General features: G+C 58.4%; 14 protein-coding genes. 7 read left to right on the forward strand and 7 right to left on the reverse strand.

Annotated features, from left to right (window positions below):
- Positions 1 to 90: 90 nt before the first annotated feature.
- The 7 genes from ACVW1B_RS08320 (at position 91) to ACVW1B_RS08350 (ending at position 6,002) form a co-directional block, all read left to right on the forward strand.
- Positions 91 to 462, forward strand: a complete 372-nt coding sequence (locus ACVW1B_RS08320; RefSeq protein ID WP_456821491.1) for a hypothetical protein — start codon at positions 91 to 93, stop codon at positions 460 to 462.
- Positions 463 to 470: 8 nt separating this feature from the next.
- Positions 471 to 1,883, forward strand: a complete 1,413-nt coding sequence (locus ACVW1B_RS08325; RefSeq protein WP_456821492.1) for a pilus assembly protein TadG-related protein — start codon at positions 471 to 473, stop codon at positions 1,881 to 1,883.
- Positions 1,883 to 2,302: a TadE/TadG family type IV pilus assembly protein gene (locus ACVW1B_RS08330; protein ID WP_456821493.1), complete on the forward strand. Its 420-nt coding sequence runs from the start codon at positions 1,883 to 1,885 to the stop codon at positions 2,300 to 2,302. The genes ACVW1B_RS08325 and ACVW1B_RS08330 overlap by 1 nt, the downstream gene beginning before the upstream one ends.
- 409 nt (positions 2,303 to 2,711) lie before the next feature.
- A complete protein-coding gene (locus ACVW1B_RS08335; RefSeq protein WP_456821494.1) occupies positions 2,712 to 4,283 on the forward strand; it encodes a type II and III secretion system protein family protein in 1,572 nt (523 codons plus the stop codon).
- Positions 4,284 to 4,295: 12 nt separating this feature from the next.
- Entirely contained in the window at positions 4,296 to 4,688 is a 393-nt protein-coding gene (locus ACVW1B_RS08340) for a hypothetical protein (RefSeq protein ID WP_310884941.1), read from the forward strand.
- Between the two features lie 90 nt (positions 4,689 to 4,778).
- Positions 4,779 to 5,327 (forward strand): tetratricopeptide repeat protein, encoded by a 549-nt coding sequence (locus ACVW1B_RS08345; protein WP_310884940.1) that lies wholly within the window; start codon positions 4,779 to 4,781, stop codon positions 5,325 to 5,327.
- 132 nt (positions 5,328 to 5,459) lie between these two features.
- Positions 5,460 to 6,002 carry a hypothetical protein gene (locus ACVW1B_RS08350; protein ID WP_310884939.1) on the forward strand — a complete coding sequence of 181 codons (543 nt, stop codon included), beginning with the start codon at positions 5,460 to 5,462 and terminating at the stop codon, positions 6,000 to 6,002.
- A gap of 199 nt (positions 6,003 to 6,201) precedes the next feature.
- On the opposite strand, the gene ACVW1B_RS08355 is transcribed toward ACVW1B_RS08350, so the two are convergent.
- From ACVW1B_RS08355 to ACVW1B_RS08385, 7 genes are all read right to left on the reverse strand, one after another.
- Positions 6,202 to 6,489 (reverse strand): DUF5658 family protein, encoded by a 288-nt coding sequence (locus ACVW1B_RS08355; protein ID WP_456821495.1) that lies wholly within the window; start codon positions 6,487 to 6,489, stop codon positions 6,202 to 6,204.
- Positions 6,490 to 6,675: 186 nt separating this feature from the next.
- Positions 6,676 to 7,758, reverse strand: a complete 1,083-nt coding sequence (locus ACVW1B_RS08360; protein ID WP_310884932.1) for an acyltransferase family protein — start codon at positions 7,756 to 7,758, stop codon at positions 6,676 to 6,678.
- A gap of 361 nt (positions 7,759 to 8,119) precedes the next feature.
- Positions 8,120 to 9,274, reverse strand: coding sequence for an acyltransferase family protein (locus ACVW1B_RS08365; protein WP_456821496.1), 1,155 nt, complete (start codon positions 9,272 to 9,274; stop codon positions 8,120 to 8,122).
- A 123-nt stretch (positions 9,275 to 9,397) separates the two neighbouring features.
- The gene (locus ACVW1B_RS08370; RefSeq protein WP_310884930.1) at positions 9,398 to 10,996 is read right to left on the reverse strand and encodes a hypothetical protein; all 1,599 of its coding nucleotides are present in this window, start codon (positions 10,994 to 10,996) and stop codon (positions 9,398 to 9,400) included.
- 195 nt (positions 10,997 to 11,191) lie between these two features.
- Complete coding sequence (locus ACVW1B_RS08375) at positions 11,192 to 11,779, reverse strand: hypothetical protein (protein ID WP_456821497.1); 588 nt, start codon at positions 11,777 to 11,779, stop codon at positions 11,192 to 11,194.
- Positions 11,776 to 12,933, reverse strand: coding sequence for an ERF family protein (locus ACVW1B_RS08380; protein ID WP_456821498.1), 1,158 nt, complete (start codon positions 12,931 to 12,933; stop codon positions 11,776 to 11,778). The genes ACVW1B_RS08375 and ACVW1B_RS08380 overlap by 4 nt, the downstream gene beginning before the upstream one ends.
- Positions 12,917 to 13,780, reverse strand: a complete 864-nt coding sequence (locus ACVW1B_RS08385) for a YqaJ viral recombinase family protein (protein ID WP_456821499.1) — start codon at positions 13,778 to 13,780, stop codon at positions 12,917 to 12,919. Before ACVW1B_RS08385 ends, ACVW1B_RS08380 begins: the two co-directional genes overlap by 17 nt.
- Between the last annotated feature and the right edge of the window lie 567 nt (positions 13,781 to 14,347).

Consider the following 14,347-nt stretch of genomic DNA (forward strand, 5'->3'; position numbering starts at 1 on the left):
GCTATGAGCACGCTTCGCGCCCCTCGAGTTAGGCTCTTGAGCCGAAGGCGGTCTCTTCTCAGGGATCAGCGCGGCGCGGTCGCGTTCGAGATGCCGTTCGTCTACGTCTTCCTGATCGTGAGTATGCTCCTGCCGCTTGCTGATGTTGCTGTCGCTGGCTTTAAATTCATTTCCGCGTATCAGGCGTTGCGGGATATGGGGCAGCTAACTCAGTATTCCACACTTGACGCAACAGATTCGACGAGCATTAGCACGTGGCAGAGCTCGCTGCCTACGACGGTAGGAGGCTATACGATCAGCGCGACGATTAAGTGCGGTGATGCCGGAACGGCACCCCCCTGCGCCGGAACAGCCTTTCCGAAGTACTTCACATTTCAAACAAGTTTTTCCTTGTCACCCATTGTGCTTGGAAAGGTGTTGTGCAGCACCTGCACGGTAAAGTACTCGGAACGTTTCCAGTAGGAGGATGAATGCGCAGCTTGCTCCGCTGTCGTCGTGGTTCCGTTGCCTTCGCGACGGTTGTGGCTTTGGTGCCACTGATAGGAATGGTCGCGCTCGGGGCTGAAGCGGGATCGTGGTACGCAACCAAGCAGCACGCGCAGACCGCCGCCGATGCTGCGGCCTATTCAAGCGGCTTGACGCTGGCGTGCTCGATTTCTGGAAGTAGCAGTTGTGATACCGGACATGACTATGTTTATCGCGGCAAGCAGTTTGCTGCGCAGAATACCTTCTGCAATTCGGGCGATTCTTCGTACCCGGGAGCTAACTGCGTCGCCCTGGGAGATGCTTCACAGACGGTGACGATCGATCGAGGCAGCTACGCGGCTAATACCTGGACCAGCTCGGCTACCGGTAGTTTCGTTCGGGTGGCTATCAGCCAGCAACAACCTGCGTATCTCGCAAGAGTGCTTGGTCTGTCCACTGTCAACATCAGCGCTCAAGCAATCGTCGAGGTTAAGCAACCGAAGGAGCTATGTGCGCTGGGACTTGGACCACACGATAATGCACTTACAATCGGCGGCAGCAGCAACATAACCGGAAATGGTTGCGGGCTGATGTCGGACAACAGCGTCAAGTATAATAGCACTCCGACTTTCAGTGGTTCGGGTTGGGCCGTTAATGGCGTAACCGGCTGTGTCGCTTCGGTGGGCCATTGTGCCCTTAGTGTGCCGTATAACTACAACATGCTGCCGGCGACGAATCCGCTGAAGGTGCTGAATACTGAGACGTTCAACAGTAGGACTGGCACTGACAATCCACTAAATAAAATGGTTCCGACAGCGTCCTCAGGGTGCCCCGCAACCTTCCCCTCAGGGATACCTACTTCCACTGCCAAATGTTATTCAGTGAGCCCGAACAGCGGGGGCACGGGGGCCTACAAAGACCTGACGGTGTCTAACAACGACTGGGTAGATTTCGCACCAGGTACGTACTTTTTTTACAATGCCACGATCAAAATCACTGGTGGAACCGTCACCTGCAGCACCTGCACAAGCGCAGCGACATCTGGCGTGACCCTCGTATTGCTGGGGACGACTTCGACCATTAGCATGACTGGCGGCACGGTTAATCTATCTGCCGCTAAGTACAACAATTTTTCTTCTGATCTGAACGGCGTTCTGATTGACGATCAGGCCCAGAACCCGACGAACGCGAGCAAGATTGCTGTCAACATCAACGGTGGCGCTACGTCTAGCTTTGGCGGTGCGATGTACTTCCCCTATGCTGACGTTTCGTGGGGCGGAGGGGTTCAAAATACTAATACGACCTGTACAGAAGTGATTGCCAACACACTCACCATCAACGGAAATGCGTACATGAGTACGAACAACTGTGCTCCGGGCACCGTTGCTCATAGCCAAGTTGTCGCTTTGGTGCATTGATGAGAAAGCTCGATCAGCGCGGCGTCGCGGCTTTTGAATTCTGCATGCTCGCCGTGCCGCTTTTCACTTTAATGTTTGTCATCATCGATCTCGGGCGTTACGCAATCACGATGCAGTCGCTAAGGGCGCTTGCGAATGCAGGTGCTCGCGCGGCGATGATCCAATGCTACACGCCTGCAGTGATCGGGACCTCGGCCAACACATCTCCCTCAGCTTGTACTGGCGATTACCTTACCCTTGCGGAGAAGCAAGCCATAGCTCCCTTCCTCTACGCCGGCGGGCTCTCGCCGACCGTGGCTACAACGGTTGTCGGGTCCACTCTCACTGTTAAGGCGACCTTGCTCGGTTTCGATTCGATCGTGCCGCTATGGGGCACGACATTCAAGAATCCGAGCGCGTCCACTGCGATACCCTTCTAGGCCGTCCTGCTGGGGAGCCTGACGGGGGCGATTCGCTATCGGGAATCGCAGATTGCCCGCCGGCTCGCCATCTGTCGGCCCATCAGGCCTAGCGCAACTGAGCTCCGGCGGCACGGAAGTGGTGCGCTCTGGCAACATCGGGGAGCTTTCTCAGGTGTTGCCCCCGGCAGTCGGCGCTCTCTCCTTGCAATCGAGGCGCGTGGCAGAGGATGATCCCGAGGTCGCCATTTGCGGCTTGACGACGGGACGCGTCCGAACCGAGCTGGTTTGAGGCTTGCCAGGATCAGTAACCATTTGTAGTTGAACAGATTGTAAGCTCCGAGGCGTGGTGCACGAAGGAGACTAGTCAGGACGCCGGGGAGCCGTAAATTTACGGATAGCTGCGACAGCAGCGACGAAGGGGATTCGGATGAGTGGCGGTCGCGTCTCGGGTAGCGCGGAACGTAGCTTTGCCGCCTTGGGCGTGATCGCCCTCGGTGCTGCTGCGCTTGGCTTGCTTAGTTCGGCTGGTCACGCGGGGGCAGCAGAGCGGCGGGCTAATTCTGGCGGCGTCTTCGTAAGTGAAATGACCGAGGTCCAGCGGGTCAAGGTGACCGTCAACAAGTCGCGCACCTTCAAAGTCGACGCGGCCTTTTCGACAATTGTGGCCGGCTCTCCCGAGATCGTCGACGTCAAGTCGCTGAGCGATCACCTGATCTACGTCCAGGGCAAGAAGACCGGCACCACCAATGTCATCCTGTTCGACAGTTCGATGAAGCAGATCGGTATCCTGGATGTCGAGGTGACTCTCGATATCGGAAATCTGCAGCAGAACATCGCATCCGGCACAGGCACGCGCGGCATTCGCGTGTCCGCATCCGAAGGCCAGGTGGTGCTGAGCGGAATGGCAGCCGATGCGGTCACTGCGGAGCGGGCGCTGACGATTGCTAAGGGCAGCGTTCCCGAGGGCGGCATCGTCGTCAATGCCATGAGCGTCGCGGCGCCGCAGCAGGTGATGCTTGAGGTGCGGTTCCTCGAGGTCGCGAGATCGGCCGGCCGCGAATTGGGCGTGAACCTCTATGCCGGCAATAGCAACCTCACGCAGGTTGGGAATAGCGGAACTGCGGGCCGTCCATTTGCGTCAGCTACGCCCCAAGGTGTTCCGCTTCTCGGCACCGCGAACAACTTGTTGAGCGGCGCGGTTCCTTTCGGCAGCCTCTTAACGAACGTGCTGAAAACGAATGGCACTTCGGTGGATCTGCTAGTGCAGGCGCTGGAGACGAAGGGACTGGTGCGGAGCTTGGCCGAGCCCAACTTGATGGCGTTGTCGGGCGACGCGGCGCGCTTCCTGGCCGGCGGGGAGTTTCCGGTGCCGGTAGCCTCCAACACTACGAACGGCTTTCCCACCACCACCATCGAATTCAAGAAGTTCGGGGTCGAGTTGGCCTTCGTGCCGACCGTTTTATCGCGCGGCGTGATCAACCTTCGGGTTGAGCCGTCGGTCAGCGAACTCGATTTCGCCAATGCTGTAACCATCTCTGGAACGACGGTCCCGGCATTAACCAGCCGCAACGCTCGGACCACGGTGGAATTGCGCGACGGCCAGAGCTTTGCAATTGCCGGCTTGCTCCAGACCCGCAACGCACAGGACGTCTCGCAGTTACCCTGGATTGGTTCGGTGCCAGTCCTCGGTGCGTTGTTCCGAAGCGCATCTTATCAGCAGAAAGAGACGGATCTGGTGGTTATCGTGACGCCGCGTCTAGTTGCGCCGGCGGCCCCCGGGCAAACTCTCGCGTCGCCCCTCGATTCGAGGTTGCCCGCAAACGACGTCGACTTTTTCCTCAACGGCCAGATGGAAATTCGCAAGCGTTACAACGACTACGTCAATTCCGGCGGCGACGTGAAGGGACCCTATGGACACATCATCGCGCCCGATGCAGTCGTTCGCGCTCCGCCGCCAGCAGCCGTTGTCGACCAACCGGTCGTGAAGACCCTGAATTAAAGGAGGCGAGAGATGTCTTTCAGATACCTGGCTCTGCTCGCACCCTTCCTGCTCGGCGGCTGCTACGGCGTTTATGGACATGACGAGATGGACCGCTACGTCCAGCGATCCGACACCATCACGATGAGTGCCGGTAACGCCAAGGAGGTCAATGCCGTCACCCATACGATCCACCCATGGCCGGCTTACGTCGGCGATCGTCGAATTGCGTACGACGCGCGGCGTACGGGCGCTGCGGTAACTCGCTATGGCAATCAGCAACGCCCACTGGATCAGCTTCCCGACGTGGGCGATCCGGGCAAGGCGATGGGCCAGGCGCCGCCCGTCACCACAATTCAGAATGTCAACACAACCGGATTGGGAGCGGGGACCGGAGGATCGGTGGCGGTCGGGGTAGGGAAATAAGTGAACCTGCTCGGTCGCACGGTCTGTTTTTCTTAGGTAGTTTTCACGATGGTTTTTCGAATGACGCAGATAAGTCGCCGGGGCTGGAGCATGGGACGAGCATTGCGTCGTCTCATTCCGGCGCTCGCCTGTTGCTGGCTGGCCGTAAGCCTTGCCGCCTGCGATTACACAACGCGGGAGGCAGCAATTGTCGCGCCCGTGGATCCGCCAGGCGGCGACCCCGTACAGGAGCCGACCGACGTCAAATATTATCCCTCCGACGAGCCGGTGCGGATGGGGTTGGAGCAATACAACCGCGGCAATTATGGAATCTCGCAGCGTTATTTCAAGGATGCTGTCGAGAAAGCGCCGAAGGACGTGACGGCCTGGGTCGGGCTAGCGGCCAGCTATGATAAGTTGCGTCGCTTCGATCTTGCCGATCAGGCGTATGCGCAGGCGATCCGGCTTGGCGGCGAGACCGTCCAGATCCTCAACGATCAGGGATATTCCCTCATGCTGCGCGGCAATCTGGGTGGCGCGCGGCGGAAGTTCGAAAAGGCATATTCACTCGATCCGACTAATCCGGTGATCGCGAACAACCTCGAACTTCTCAACGGCAGTCGGAGGTTCATCGAGAGGCCGCCAAACAATCAGCCATAATCTCGGTGATCTGGACCGAGTAGCTTGAATTTAATATTTGTACGCAGGCGACCCGGGGCAAGGGGCTTATTAAGACAAGTTAAATGCTTTGGACCTAAAACAAGCCAGACGTTTTTTCATATGGCTTGTTTCGTGAATTGCCTTTTCAAACTGCAATTCCTAGGTCCATGCGTACTCTTCGCCGCCGCGCTTTGCGCCGAAATTGCTGCGCGGGCATTGCAATTTGCGCCGAGCTCCGAATTACTCTGGTTCATCAACCTCAGGATTTTCGGTATCTTCCAGCGCAGCCACGCGTTGTTGAGCGGGTACGTTGCAATCGACAGCTTTCAGCTCTTCGGGGTCGCGCTGCCGCTCTTCCTGCTAGCCTGCCTTGCCCTCGCAGCCAAGGCGAGGCCGGCATTCACCGTCGCAACGCACTTGAGCGCCGGCTATGCGGGTTTCCTGGTCTATTCCTGGCGTGCCGGCGTGCCCACCACTGCACAGGCTTCACTCGGTTTGAGCGCGATTCCCTCCGGCGCTGGCCTGTACCTGATAGCGACGATTTTGGGCGCTTGCTTCCTGTCATTTGCGATCACGCATCTGCTTTATGTCCAGGCCGTCGGAAAGGAAATTGCAGCCTTGGTGCGATGGCTGCGAACAGGCTCGGTACGATCCGTCCTCTACCCTAGAGCCTAGCCGGACGATTTGCGGCCGCGGACGCTCATGAGCACCGAGTTTACGCTCTCTGGGCGCGAAGCACTGATCTATTCGCAGCGCGGCATCTTGGACAATAATCTGAGGGGCGCTGCGAGCCGGTTAGCGACCGGTCGTGCAAGAATTGATCGGGGTGATAGATAGGACTTGTCTAATCCGTGCGGCGAACGGCGATCATAGTTCAGTTTGCGCCGGCGATGATCAGGAGATTGTTTATTACGGGCGTGGAGCAAAACGCTACCACCATGGCGATGTTGAAGAGGTTCTTGCTGAGCCAAAGCAATGCCATGACGACAAATGTCAAACCGAGCTTAGGGATCAGCCACCAGACACCGAACCATGCCTGAGCCATTTGCATGAACGGGTTCGCCTCGCCGAATCCAAGATCCAGAATCCTATTCGTGGTTACAAGGTCCGCGCATCCGAGTATCAGTACGGTGAACACTAGCAATGCCTTAACCCAATTCATTTTAGCCTCTTGATGCCGAACGTCGGAATGGCAAAGACCAAGTTGATAATTCAGTTTCGTTAATTTTGCACGAGCAGTGGTGGCACCTCAACGGGCTGGACACGAAATGGTTCCGAACTGCGTCGTCCCGTTGCTCAGTCAATTTGATCCGACAACCTCGTACTCAAACCTCGCTCAGGGCGCCTATCAGCTCGCGCCTATGACGTGCATACACCGAGGCCTTCGTATCGCATCACGCGCCGGTCGTTCGATCACTAGATAGCTGCCAATAAACATGGCGAGGCAAATTCCAGCCACAAGGGGATAAATCGACAACTTCCAAGTGGCAGGCAAACCGAACACGGCCACGACGCCTATAAAGAGAACATAGTGAGTCATATAGATCGAGTACGAAATGAGCCCAAGAAAGTGTAGGGGCCTGGATCCGAGTAGGCGAGACGCAACCGACGTTTGATCGGTCGCCGCGAGTACCACGAATGGGTACAGAAGCATCAGGGCCTGAGAGTTGATGCGGTCGCAATATGCCAAGGCGATCAGGAGAACGACGCTCGACCAGAGCAGTGCAGAGGATTTTGTACAGAAGGTGTAAAGCGCGTCGCGCCTATCGTAACATGAGAAGACTATCCAGCCCGCGGTGAAGCTGAAAACTCCGCGGAACAAGTCGACCCAGTAGCTCCATTGGCTTTTCGGCTCATAGAGCATTGGGATAAAAAGGTTGCTATCGAAGTGGCGCACGAACAAGGAATAGGCCGTCGCCGACAACAGGACAATGCAGAGCAGTCTAATAGCGGTGGACCGCGGCGCCTTCTGAAAAAGCAGCAATGGAAACAGGAGGACGTAGCAGAACCATTCGACGGATACTGACCATGCCGGTGAATTCCAATGAACTCCGGAGCCAATCAGCGGCCACGAGTTCAGCATGAGCACCTGAAGTAAAAAGTCCGAGAGCGCGTGTCCGACTGGGTAGGTCGTTGAATCGATTTGCAGCGGCCAGACGATGGCACCTCCAACAATGACTAAGGTCACGAAGTAGAGCGGATAGATCCGGGCGATACGCGCAGTCAAATAATGCGAAAACCGGATGTCCTCGGGGCGATAGACGTACGAGAGTGTGAAGCCACTGAGACAGAAAAATAGATCAACCGCGTTGTCCCACATGAAGGGAGCATTGGTGAGGTAAAGCTGCTGAAAATGGCCTAGAGCAACGCATATAGCCGCCATTCCGCGCAGCCCAGTCAGCGCTCGTAGTTCTGGCCGCGAGGGCTTCATCGGGGTGCTCCATCCCAGCTCGATGCATTCTGCGCAGCTGGTCGTCCAGGACAAGCCGGGGCTTTTACGGGACCTGATCATTGAATCTACCAAGGCATAATTGGCTGGCATCGACGCACGAAAGAAGCCAGGCTGCGCGGCGGTCAAACCCGGAGGCCCAGGGGTGGAGGTTGGCCATCAAATAGCGTGCGGCAAGCCGTCCGCTCGCGAGACGGCGTACAAGTCGCCGCTGACGTCGACCCGCGGCTACGCGGGCAGCTCCTGCCGCTGTGCGAGATGTTTCTGTGCTCCGTGCCGACAAGAGAGCAAGAAGCAAAGTTGGAGGATCGGCAGACGCCTGCGCGAGGTTCGTGAATTTGTCTTATTCAGGCCTCAACGGCCTGATTGGCCGCTGTGCGCGGATCGCGTCGCGTGCCGGTTTCTCAATCATGAAATAGCTGATTGTAAAGACGGCAGCCGCGAGAATTATAGCGGCAGCGTAGATGGATATCGTCCACGTTGCAGGCGGCCCGAAGGCGTCAAGCAGGCAGACAAAAACGACAAAATGCGTCATGTAGATTGAATAAGAAATAACGCCGAGGAAGTGAAGCCCTTTTGATCCTAGCAGTCGTGAGCTGGCAGATGTCTGATCGGTTGCCGCCAAAACCGCGAACGGGAAGAGAAACACCAGCGCCTGTGGATTGATGTGGTCACAGTATGCAAACGCAACGATTAGACCCATGCTGCACCAAATCAACCAATGGAATCTTGCGCAAAATACGTAAATGCCATCTCTCTTTTCAAAGCACCTGAAGACGAGCCACCCAGCTGTGAAGCCAAATGCGCCACGCAATGAGTTTACCCAATAGCTCCATTGAGTCTGGGCCTGATATCTTTGGGGGAGCATTACGTTGCTGTCGAAATAGCGCACGAAGAGTGAGTAAGAAATCGAGGAAAGCACCACAATGCAGAGTAGCCTTATCGGTGTCGATGAAGGTGCTCTCTGAACAAGCAAAAGAGGAAATAGGAGCAGATAACAGAGCCACTCGACAGATATTGACCATGCTGGTGGGTCCCAATGAACGCCAGAACCAATGATCGGCCAAGAGTTCAGCGCCGGAATCTGGAGCACGAAGTCAGAAAAGGCGTTTCTTGCAGGATACGCTGTCTGGTCAACTGCAGGCCAGGCGATCGTCGCCCCGGCAATGAGCAGCGTCGCTAAATACAGCGGATAAATTCTGGCGACGCGTGCCGTCAGATAGCTTGAAAACTTGAAGCTCTCGGGTCGATAGACATAGGAGAGCGTAAATCCACTGAGGCAGAAGAAGAGATCGACTGCGTTGTGCCACATAAAGGGAGCATTGAGGTAGGTCGGATAGAACTTCTGAAAATGCGCGAGGGCGATTGTCGTCGCTGCTAATCCGCGGAACCCGGTTAGTGCCCTGAGTTCAAACCGCATTTCCTGCCTACCATTCCCAACCATCGTCGGGTTCATACCATCGCCCACAACCTGCCCTAGAAGGAATGTTGGACGCATCTACTGCCTCCTGTAGATCAAGATACCAGCACCGATTGAGGCGCCGCGCTGTGATGTTGATTTGAAATTGTTTGCCCGAATACTATCTGCCGAACATCTTAATTGGAGTCAGCCGCGGCGACATTAGCGATCGATCCGATACAACTTTGCGAAGGCGCCGTCGTGGAGCGGCGTAAGCTTCGCGACCGTCCGATTCAACGAATCTGGATCAATGAGCAACAGATAATCGAAGTTCGTACGCCATTGGACGAGATAGCGCGCGCGACGCAGGGTCTCTGCCGCGTACGGCTCCGCGGCCAATTTGCTCCACTTAACTGGGTCCATGAGGGGGTGAGCGATACGATCAAAAGGCGGAAGAATTGTTATGGGCTGCTGTGCTGGACTAGCGAACAGCAATGGCCAGAAGGCCTTGCGCTCGATGAGAAGCAGCGCTGGGAGATGATTGGTGAGCCGGTAGAAGCCGGGCAGCACTCGTTGTGGCGGCGAGAATAGCCGTTCGTTTAGATCGCCCGTTGCGACCATCACACGCGCTCCCGGTTCGATATCCGCGATCGCCGCTCGCAGATCGGCGAGGTCACTTCGCGTGTCGATCCATGAAGCTCCAGCAACTGCGGAACGAACAATGACTAGGATGGCAATAGCGGAGCCCAGCATCATCGCGTCACGCCGAGGAATCCGTGGACGCACGTTGGAGAACATCAACAGCGCAAATATCACCGCGATCCGCAACTCGATGAAAGAACCACCTTTCAGATTCCACGGCGTAGCGACGTACACGATCGCTAACGCCGTCAGGGCCAGCCACAATCCCGGCGCAAACTCTAATCTCCGACGCATGACAAACAGGGCGGCGACGAACGTTCCGGCAGTCACGATAGTCAAGTTGAGATTCATGACGGCGAACGGGCTAAACAGCCACACAGCTTTGGCGAATGGTTCCCAGTCGCCGATAGAGTTGGTTGCATCACTGAAGGGACTGAGTTCATACAGCACGACTGCAGGAGCGAACGCGACAGCCATTGGGACGCTTGCCCTCGCGACGTCGGACAGTGTTACCGTAGAGGACGAGCGTTGCCGGAGTGCGGCCGCCTCATGCGCGCCGATCAAGACAAACAGAAAGGCAAGTCCAAAGATGTGAGTGAAGAAAGCTAAGGTAGACGCGACCGCTCCAGCTAACGACATCCGGGCGAGGCGGTTCTGCCTGCGCAGCGCGACCCATGTTGCGGCGCCAACGAACGCAACGCCTAGCGAGAGCAAAAAATTCATGAAGCCGAGGAAGAAGGCTGCATTATAGGCCGTCAAGCCAGAAGCTAAAGGCCACCAGGAAAGACAACCGAACACGACCCGGTGATAGATCACGACGCCGACAAGAGGCGCGAGCAGGCTCAACGCCAAAAGTATCTTGCCACCCGTGTACGGACCGACGATGCGCAGCAGGCCGGTGCCAATGAGGTCCATGCCTAAATTGGGCAGGATCGTCCAGTGAGGAGCATACATCGTCGAGAGAACGGCATCGTCGGGATGGGCCAGGACAAAGAACCGGGCAAGATGGTTGGGATAATCCTCTATAGGAGGAACGTCGATAACGAACAGGGGAGCAAGGAGCACGACAACCAGCCCTATGGCCGTCGCCAACCACAGCCGCCCCTGCAAAGATCCGAAAGTCGAAATCGAGGATTCGGTACCGAAATCAGACGGTAAACTAGCAGCGCCAATACTCACCCGATGAAAACTCCGAAAAGAAAATGAAAATAATGCAGCAACCTACATTGTAGTATGGCATCAAGCAAATTCGTCCACGATCGCGCCCCCGTAAAACCACGGCAACCGTACGACGCCGGACGCGCCTGTATTTCGATTTTCACGGTGATGTAGCGTCTTAATCAGAGGCCTTTGGCGAGGAGCCTTCGATCATCCCTAAGCGTTTTGCTGGTTCTGTGCCGACTTAACCTGTCGGCTATTCCGATGGTGATCGATGTCCTTAAGCAAGAGCGTTCGGCGCTTCTGGGCCGCAATCAACAGCCCCTCGAACATCAAGAAGATTTCCCTGGTTTGAACAAAGACCTCCAGGTTCAACGCGTACTGGTCAAATCCGTAAGCCGCCAGGCGAGCCTCGATTTCGTGCGCGGCGGCGCGATCCGACCGCCAGCTTAGGGCGTTTTGACGTAGGTGGGAGGTGGCGTCCTCGGCGAACTCAGCTGTGATACCCGCGAGGTCGATGCGGCGCAGCGCGGCCTCAATCGCGTGCTGGCGGTGGTCCTCCAGGAGCGCGTGGCGCAGCAATCGGTAGCGGCGGATCTCCCATGAGAGCTCCGCGATTTCGATGGCGAGCAGCCATTCCAGCGCCGATCGGGGCGCTAGGTCGGCGAAGACGGCCTGCTGCAGCAAATGATAGGCTTCGAGGCTCTCGCCGGGCAGTAGCAGCGGCGCGGGCATTAAAGCCTCAAGCTCCAGCGGCAGCGCGGCGGCCGCCAGCTGGCGGGCGACAGGGACAGGCCCGTTCATGACGCGGCGGCCTCCCGGCGGACGCTGGCGGGGCGGGCGCCATTGTCAACGGGCGTTGTGTGGGTCTCCTGGACGCGGCTTGCCTGCCAAAGCTCTTTGGCGAGTGAGAGCGGAGCAATCTGCAGATTGGCCCACCAAGCCTTTTCGTTGCCATGGCGATGCAGATCCTGGTGGTGCGCGCGGCAGAGCGGCACGGTGAATTCATCGCTGACCTTGCGGCCCAGAGTCCTCGGCTGGGCGAACTTGAGGTGGTGGGCATCAGTCGGGGTTTGTTTGCAGACGAGACAGGGCTGCTCCCTGACGAAGAGCAAATGCGCCTTGCTGCGCTTGCGAGGGGTCTCCTTCGGGAACGCGAGCCCGGCATCGGAGGCTTCGGGCTGAGCTTGCGCGGCGGCGTGCGGGACCTGTGGGGCAGGGGCCGGCGACACCGACGGATCGCTGCTGGCTTCGCTGAGCGGGGGTAGCGCGGCATCGAGCCGCCGCTGATAAGCGGCCTCCACGCGCCGGGCGTCGTCCTCGAGGAGGGTATTCTTCAGCGGCAGGCTGGCTTTGGCCCAGGCTAGCAGGGCCTCGGTGGAATGTGAGGCCTCGAGCTGGGTTAGCAGCCGCGCGCACAGTTCGGCCGAATGCTGCGGCCCAAGCACCGCGGGGCGGTTGAGAACGCGCTTGGCGGGGCGCTCGTTCGGTCTAGGGATGCTCTGTGGCTCGGCCGGCGGCGGGCCGGTCACCGCGTCGGGGGCGTCGAGATCGTCCTCGCCGGCGATCCCGACCAGGGCGAACAGCGCGTAGCGCCGCGCATAGGTTAGGGCCGCGCCCATCCGGTGCGGCGCCTCGGTGTCCTTGGCGGCGCAGACCGGAAGATCGGAGGAGATCCACTCCCCGGACGAATGCGCGAGCAGGGTGGTCAGGTGAATCTGCCCGCTGGCCGCTTCCAGGCGGGTGGTCTGCACAGTGGCGATCTCCTGCTGGCTTAGGGCTTTACGGACGATGTCGAGGCCGGTAGCGAGCGAGGCGTAGCGGAAGGTCCGGTCATCCTCCCGGGGGGAAGGCGAACGGATGGTGGCGGTGAGCGTCTTCTCGGGGTTGACAAGGTCGGCCTGGGCGCGCGCCAAGGCGGCGGCGACGGCACCGATGCTCTCACTGGACTGCAGCATCGGCGTTCTCCACCGCGACGGCATCGAAGCTGACGGCGCCGGATTTGGACCGCTTGGCGCGCACGCCGTGGCCGGTCGCCTCCTTGGCATCCTCCGGGACCAGCGCCTTCAGCTCTGCTTTCGCCATCTCGTGGTCGCCATGGGCGGTCCGGGTGCGCAGATAGGTCGCGGCCAGTTTGGCCCAAAGATTGGAGGACGTCATGTCGACGACCTTGACCGCCTCCAGCCTTGGCCGGGGCGCCTCGATGTTGAACGGGACGGGCGGGTCGCCGGTCTTAACGCAGCGCCAGAACTTCTTCTCGGCAGTGAGCAGAAGGTGCTGATAGAGCGGATCGGCATGGATGTTGATCTCGACCCATTTGCCGCCGCCGGTGATGATCGATAGGACCGCCGAGCGTGCCGCCACAACCCACATGTTGTGCTGCAGCTGCGCCATGTGCTTTTCGGCGGCGCCCTCCTCGGTGAAGGCCCAGGGCAGCATGAACTTGGCTTCGAACACCGCGCCGGTCGGTTCGACGATGCCGTCGAGCGTTGCCGCCATCCATGAATGGACGGGGTGACGGACGCGTCTCTGGATGTCTCTGACGGTCTGGCCGCTGTTGCGCTGGTACCAGCAGCGATTGAGCTCTTCGGTGGCGGTACCGAGCTGGACGATCAGATTGCCTGACAGGTCCTCAGGCTCGCTCTCGCCGCGCTTTTCCTGCCACAGGCGGATAAGGTCCGCCTCATCGTTGCCCATGATGATGCGGGCATCCGAGCCGCCGATGAAATGGCGACGATCGGAAGGGCTGAACTTGATTAGCTGGAAATGTGGCTCCGTTGCGCCACCGGTCTCAATGGTACTCACCGGTCTCTCCTGATGTGAACAGCGCGGCGATGGTTGCCGCACTGCCCAAACCCCGCGGGATGCGAGGTGAGAAACCGGGGCCGTTGTGTGCCCGGCCGACTCAGTAACGCTCCAATGGCACGCGAATGCCAGTCCCTTTCTGCAGCAACAATCTTGCTCTTTTGCGCCTCAAAGCTTGATGCGGACAGCGGATCAGAGCGAGGTGGTGGACGCGACCGGTAAGGGGGAGAATGGGACATGACGTCAGATCGACAAATCGAAGCCAATCGGAGAAATGCCAAGCGCAGCACGGGCCCGAAGACAGGGCAGGGGAAGCTTCGATCAAGCCGGAATGCGCTCCGCCACGGTCTATCGCGGCCAGCGCCGCATGAGGATGCGGAGTGTGAGGCACTGACACGGGGCGTCCTGGATTGGATGGCGCGAGAGGCGCCCTCCATTGAGCCAGCGGACGTCGTACGTACCAAGTTGGAGCTCGCCCGCTTGCGCGCGGTCCGTCACGAATTACTGGCTGCCTTCCTAAAGGCTCCCGACGCAAAATTGCGAAAACGGCTGCTGGGGCTGGAGCGC

It is taken from the genome of Bradyrhizobium sp. USDA 4502, assembly GCF_054063355.1.

Coding starts and splice junctions, on each gene's coding strand:
- ACVW1B_RS08320 (WP_456821491.1), top strand. CDS start 91: ATGCCGTTCGTCTACGTCTTCCTGATCGTGAGTATGCTCCTGCCGCTT.
- ACVW1B_RS08325 (WP_456821492.1), top strand. CDS start 471: ATGCGCAGCTTGCTCCGCTGTCGTCGTGGTTCCGTTGCCTTCGCGACG.
- ACVW1B_RS08330 (WP_456821493.1), top strand. CDS start 1,883: ATGAGAAAGCTCGATCAGCGCGGCGTCGCGGCTTTTGAATTCTGCATG.
- ACVW1B_RS08335 (WP_456821494.1), top strand. CDS start 2,712: ATGAGTGGCGGTCGCGTCTCGGGTAGCGCGGAACGTAGCTTTGCCGCC.
- ACVW1B_RS08340 (WP_310884941.1), top strand. CDS start 4,296: ATGTCTTTCAGATACCTGGCTCTGCTCGCACCCTTCCTGCTCGGCGGC.
- ACVW1B_RS08345 (WP_310884940.1), top strand. CDS start 4,779: ATGGGACGAGCATTGCGTCGTCTCATTCCGGCGCTCGCCTGTTGCTGG.
- ACVW1B_RS08355 (WP_456821495.1), bottom strand. CDS start 6,489: ATGAATTGGGTTAAGGCATTGCTAGTGTTCACCGTACTGATACTCGGA.
- ACVW1B_RS08360 (WP_310884932.1), bottom strand. CDS start 7,758: ATGAAGCCCTCGCGGCCAGAACTACGAGCGCTGACTGGGCTGCGCGGA.
- ACVW1B_RS08365 (WP_456821496.1), bottom strand. CDS start 9,274: ATGCGTCCAACATTCCTTCTAGGGCAGGTTGTGGGCGATGGTATGAAC.
- ACVW1B_RS08375 (WP_456821497.1), bottom strand. CDS start 11,779: ATGAACGGGCCTGTCCCTGTCGCCCGCCAGCTGGCGGCCGCCGCGCTG.
- ACVW1B_RS08380 (WP_456821498.1), bottom strand. CDS start 12,933: ATGCTGCAGTCCAGTGAGAGCATCGGTGCCGTCGCCGCCGCCTTGGCG.